General features: G+C 54.8%; 6 protein-coding genes. 2 read left to right on the forward strand and 4 right to left on the reverse strand.

All coding sequences use genetic code 11. The features are described 5' to 3' along the window. Nucleotides 1-45 precede the first annotated feature (45 nt). On the forward strand, nt 46-2,046 hold the full coding sequence (locus MVD07_RS09325; RefSeq protein WP_297501257.1) for a DUF460 domain-containing protein: 2,001 nt from the start codon (nt 46-48) through the stop codon (nt 2,044-2,046). Here the strand turns inward: MVD07_RS09325 and MVD07_RS09330 are convergent. Both MVD07_RS09330 and MVD07_RS09335 read right to left on the reverse strand, forming a co-directional pair. Continuing rightward, entirely contained in the window at nt 2,033-2,326 is a 294-nt protein-coding gene (locus MVD07_RS09330; RefSeq protein WP_297501259.1) for a transcriptional regulator, read from the reverse strand. The genes MVD07_RS09325 and MVD07_RS09330 overlap by 14 nt on opposite strands. A 4-nt stretch (nt 2,327-2,330) precedes the next feature. Next, complete coding sequence (locus MVD07_RS09335; protein ID WP_366078510.1) at nt 2,331-2,939, reverse strand: hypothetical protein; 609 nt, start codon at nt 2,937-2,939, stop codon at nt 2,331-2,333. 108 nt (nt 2,940-3,047) lie between these two features. On the opposite strand from MVD07_RS09335, the gene MVD07_RS09340 reads away from it, so the two are divergent. After that, nucleotides 3,048-3,791: an ATPase domain-containing protein gene (locus MVD07_RS09340; protein WP_297501262.1), complete on the forward strand. Its 744-nt coding sequence runs from the start codon at nt 3,048-3,050 to the stop codon at nt 3,789-3,791. On the opposite strand, the gene MVD07_RS09345 is transcribed toward MVD07_RS09340, so the two are convergent. Continuing rightward, nucleotides 3,792-3,989: a TIGR04140 family protein gene (locus MVD07_RS09345; RefSeq protein WP_297501264.1), complete on the reverse strand. Its 198-nt coding sequence runs from the start codon at nt 3,987-3,989 to the stop codon at nt 3,792-3,794. After that, on the reverse strand, nt 3,976-4,760 hold a 785-nt coding region (locus MVD07_RS09350), incomplete at its 5' end, for an ATP-binding protein (protein WP_297501267.1). The genes MVD07_RS09350 and MVD07_RS09345, both read right to left, overlap by 14 nt.

A 4,760-nucleotide genomic window follows, 5' to 3' on the forward strand; every position in this document is an offset into this window, starting at 1 on the left:
GCCTGAAACCTTTTTAAATTTCCTTTTCCTACCCCCTACAAACCCATGAGGGTGAGGCCTATTCTAATCCTTGGGATCGACATAATAAGTGAGAACCCGAAGAGGTTTGCCGTCGTGAGCTGGCTCAACGGGAAGCTTGAGAGAAAGGGTGAGTTCACACTCTACAGGTTAATCCGCTTTATCCAGTCAAAAAGGCCCGATATAGTTGCCATTGACAGCATCACCGAGCTCGGCGACGATCTGAGGAAGTTCCTCCGCTCCCTCCCGCCCGGAACTAAGCTCGTCCAGGTGACCGGGAGACCCGGCGATCAGAGAAGCTTACAGAGCCTCGCGAAGGGGCACGGCATAAGGACGAGCGACCGCTTCGACCCCTATGAAGAGGCAAAACTCTCTGCTTTGCTCGCGAGCAGGGGGGTCGGTTATGAGGTTTTAGCCTTCGAGGACGAGGTCATCGTCAAGGTCACCCGCGGGAGGAGCCACGGAAAAGGTGGCTGGAGCCAGGATCGCTATAGAAAGCGCGTCCACAACCTCGTCCGCGACAAGGTGAGGGAGATAGAGGAGAGGCTGAGGAAGGCCGGGGTACCCTTCGACCTTGAAACAGAGGAGAGGGACTATGGTTTAGCCAGAGGCGAGTTCCGTGTTTACGCTTCTCGGGAGGAGCTTGCTGGTCTCGTGAGGCCAATGCGCGGCGGGGACGTTGAGGTGCGGGTCTACCCGGTGGAGAGGGCCGAGTTCGGCTTTGCCCCGCTCAGAGGAGAAGAGGCCGTGAAGGAGAGGAGGAGCATAATAGTCGGAATCGACCCGGGGATAACTGTTGGGATAGCGGTTATAGACCTGAACGGAAGGATAATAGCGCTTCACAGCGAGAGGAATATGCCCGTTGGTGAGGTCTTCAGGTTCATAAGTGAGGTTGGCCATCCTGTTATAGTTGCAACCGATGTTTCCCCGGCTCCGGGCTTTGTCGAGAAGATAGCGCGCTCCTTCAAGGCTCAGCTGTTCGTTCCGAGGGGGAGCCTCCGCGTCGATGAGAAGAACGAGCTCCTGAAGAATTTAGGGGTTGATGTTGACGACGACCATCAGAGAGATGCCCTGGCTGCAGCTTACAAGGCCTACCTCCGCCTCAAGCCCAAGCTGAAGCACATAGATGCCCGTCTGAGGGAGGCCGGCCTCTCCAAGAAGGCCGATGAGGTGAAGGCCCTCGTCATAGGGGGTTACAACCTTGGTGAGGCGATGCAGAAGGTAACGCTGAGGGAGAGGAAGATCGAGGAGAGGGGTGAAGAAGTGAGGGAAAGCGTTGACCTTACGCCGTACCTCCGGCGAATAAGGGAGCTTGAAAAACGGGTTGAAATGCTGGAGAACGAGAACCGCGAGCTGAGGGAAGTCATTAAGGAGCAGAGGAAAACCATAGGCAGGCTTGAGAGAAGAATAGCCGACTACGACGAGGAAGTGAGAAGGAAGGTTCTCCGCGAGAGGGAGCTTGAGGCAAAGGTGAAGCGTATAGAGCTCCTTGAGAGACAGCTCAGGGAGGCCAAGGCCGTAATAGAGCGCCTCGGCAGGGATCTGGTCAAGGTCAAGAGGATGAACGTCGTCGAGGTTCGCGGTTCGGCGGTTCCACTCAAAGTTCTCAGGGTTCTCAGCTGGCGTGAGCTGGAGAGGATTGAGCGTGAAGTTGGTCTGAGGAAGGGGGACGTGCTCTTCATAATAAACCCGGCTGGGGCAGGGAAGGCCATAGCGGGGGAGCTCGTTGAGAAGGGGATAAGGGCGCTCATAACTGAGAGGCCCCTTCCAGGGCCCGTCAGGGAGGTTCTGAGGGAAGCACATATCCCTTTCTTCACGAGCGAGGAGCTGGACGTCAAGAGGGTTGACGATTTCGCCGTGGTTGAGAGGGAGACTCTTGAGAATGCCATAGATGAGCTTCTCGCCAGATGGGAGGAGGAAGACCACGAGAGAGAAGCCGAGAGGTTCCTCAAACTAGTGGAGGAGTACAGGATCGAGAGGGCTAAAGAGCTCAGGAGAAAGGCTGAAGAGGAGTCTAAAGCTCACTGATGGCATCTTTCAGGGCCTTTAGGTATTCCCTCGTCCTCCTCGCTCCCTCCTTGGTTGTCCTCACAGCCGTTCTCGGCCTGTCGGCGAAGACCTTGTAAACCTTCACATAGCCGGCTTTTTCCAGTGTTCTCAGGTGGGAGTCAAGGTTTCCCGGTGTTAAGTCGAGCACACCAAGGAGCTCTCCGAAGAGAACCCTGCCCCTGGGGAGGAGGTAGAGCATTATGGCGAGCCTCACGGGGTTTCCCAGGATGTGATTCTTCGCCAGCTCCCTGAGGTTCATGCTATCACCGCTCTATGGCCTTGAAGGCCGAGTAGAGGTAGAGGAGTATCGTAATGCCGTAGGAAACGGCCACGACGAAGCCCGCCCATACCATTGCTCCCTTCCCCATGTTCACTGCCACTGGTATCGCGAGGAGCGGGAAGAGGAAAGAGGGTATCATCTCGTAGTGCCTCTTTCCGGTGCTCATCACAAGCCACTGGCCGAGGAGGGAGAGGCCGATGAAGGTAAGGAACCCTACTGCTAAGCGGGTCTCAGCGTTTATCCCGATGCTCGTCATGTCTGGAATAATCCACCAGCCAATAGTTGCGCCAATGGCCCAGGAGAGCCCTATCCCGAGCGCTCCAAGTTTGCTCCCTTCCCGAGGACCGGTGAGTCTTTCCATCCTCCCCCAGAGCTTTGCACTCACGTAGACTCCAATGGCTATGGCCGTTCCCCAGTAGGCAACACTGAGCCTGGGGCCAGCTCCGGCTAGGCCGATGATGACGAAGAACAGGCTCATGGCCACCAGCCAGAAGGCAAAGTTCATAGCACCGTAGACGTTTGCCGCGGCTATTATCTTCCCCTCCACCCTCTCAAGGGTTTCCTTAAGTTCCCTGACCTCCTCCATAGGCATCACCTCGATTTGAAATAGGACAGCATCGTATTTATAGCGTGGAGTTTCTCTGAATTTCAGAGCAACGATTAAATAAGAGCCCGCCGTAGGTGGACATGGTGTTAACCAATGGAGTTGCTCTCAACCGGCATACCCGAACTCGACGAGGCCCTCGGAGGAGGCCTGCTGGCGGACAGCAACCTCCTCATAGTCTACGATACCTACTCAACAGGCGGGCTCCTCGGCGTGGAGATACTGAGGAAGCGCGTGAGAATGGGCGACTTCGGGCTTCTCCTCAGCACGGTGCTCCCGCCAACGCCCCTGAGTATGGAGCTCAAGAGGATAAACTTCGACCTTGAGGAGGAGGGGAAGAAGGGGAACGTCGCCGTCCTCGACATCTTCTCCTCGATGCACAAAATCCACTACCAGAGCGAGTTCATCTACACGGACCCGACCATGGATGCCTCAACTTTCCTGCCCAAGTACACGTCCCTCTACAGGCGCATCCTGAAGGAGAAGATGGGTGACAGGAGACCAGTTGGGGTCGATGTTACCGTTGATGGCCTGGCCTTCCTTTTCGGGGAGGACACGGCGATAAGGATATTCCAGACGCTGATGGCGCTCAAGGAGAAGGCCAGGGTGGAGGAGCACAGAAAGAGGCCGATAAACATCCTGCTCCTCAACAAGGGCAGGACCTCGGAGAGGCTCATAGCGTGGATGGCCCTCTACAGTCAGTACGTCATCGAGTTCTGCTCCTCCATGGAGTCCATTGAGGAGAAAATGATCGTCCGCAAGTCCCCGCTCCCGGACTTCAAGCCCAGGGAGGGTGGCTACCGCTTCAGGATAGAGGGCGGTCAGATAGTCATAGAGTAGTCAGCCCCCGGCCCTGGAGCGCCTGAGGAGCTCCATAAAGCGCTCTATCTCCTCGCAAATTCCCAGTATTAGAACCCTGTTGAGTGGTATGCCGTTCCTCTCAATCTTTTTGAGAAGAACTAGCTCAACCTTTACTCCCTCCTTCTCGCGAATTTCTTCAAGTTCTTCGATGGGAACCGGCGTCTCAATAACCCTCAAGGAGGAACCTCCACAGCGGGGCGATTTCGATTCCATCGACCTTCTTCTCCGTATCCCATGATATTAGGATAGCCTTTTCCCAATGGAAAAGTTTTTTTGCCTTTTTCAAAGCTTTCAGCTCACGCTCCATCGTCTCGGGGTTTGAAATGTTGTAGCTTACCTGAATCAGTGTCTCTTCATCCGGCAGGACAAAGTCAACCCCCCAGTTGTTACCGAGGGTGTAGTTTACTTCTTTTCCCCTCCTAAGGAGTTCTATGAAAACTGTGTTCTCCATCAGCCTTCCAAAGTTCTCGCTGAACTTTACGCTGAGGAACGTTATGAAGGAGCTGTCAACAAAGTACACCTTCTTTGGATGCTGGAGCTTCAGCTTGACTTTGGGGGAGTGAACTTCCACCGGAAACGCGAAGTAGCACTCCCGGAGATAGCGCAGATAGTTTGAGAGCGTCGCCTTGCTTATGGAGTAGCCAAGGCTTCTCATAGTGCGCTCCAGCTTGCTTAGGCTGAAGTATTCGGAATTCAGGAGAAGCCTTATGAACGTCCTGAGTTCCTCCGGATTTCTGACGCCGTAGCGCTCCACAACGTTAAGGGCTATTATCGTGTTGAAGTAATCCCTGACGAGCATTCTCTTGATTCGGACGTCATTGGTCAGGACGACCTCAGGAAATCCCCCAAAAAGGACGTATTCTCTCAGCAGGTTTAGAAGTTCCGGCTTTTTCTTGCTGAACTCAACCCGCTCGGGAACCTCGAATTTCCTGAACCTCAGGAACTCCC

This window comes from Thermococcus sp. (assembly GCF_027008145.1).
GTDB lineage: Archaea > Methanobacteriota_B > Thermococci > Thermococcales > Thermococcaceae > Thermococcus.

Bases quoted from the DNA above. Each gene is read 5' to 3' on its own strand.
- MVD07_RS09340 (WP_297501262.1), top strand. From the start codon at position 3,048: ATGGAGTTGCTCTCAACCGGCATACCCGAACTCGACGAGGCCCTCGGA.
- MVD07_RS09335 (WP_366078510.1), bottom strand. From the start codon at position 2,939: ATGCCTATGGAGGAGGTCAGGGAACTTAAGGAAACCCTTGAGAGGGTG.
- MVD07_RS09330 (WP_297501259.1), bottom strand. From the start codon at position 2,326: ATGAACCTCAGGGAGCTGGCGAAGAATCACATCCTGGGAAACCCCGTG.
- MVD07_RS09325 (WP_297501257.1), top strand. From the start codon at position 46: ATGAGGGTGAGGCCTATTCTAATCCTTGGGATCGACATAATAAGTGAG.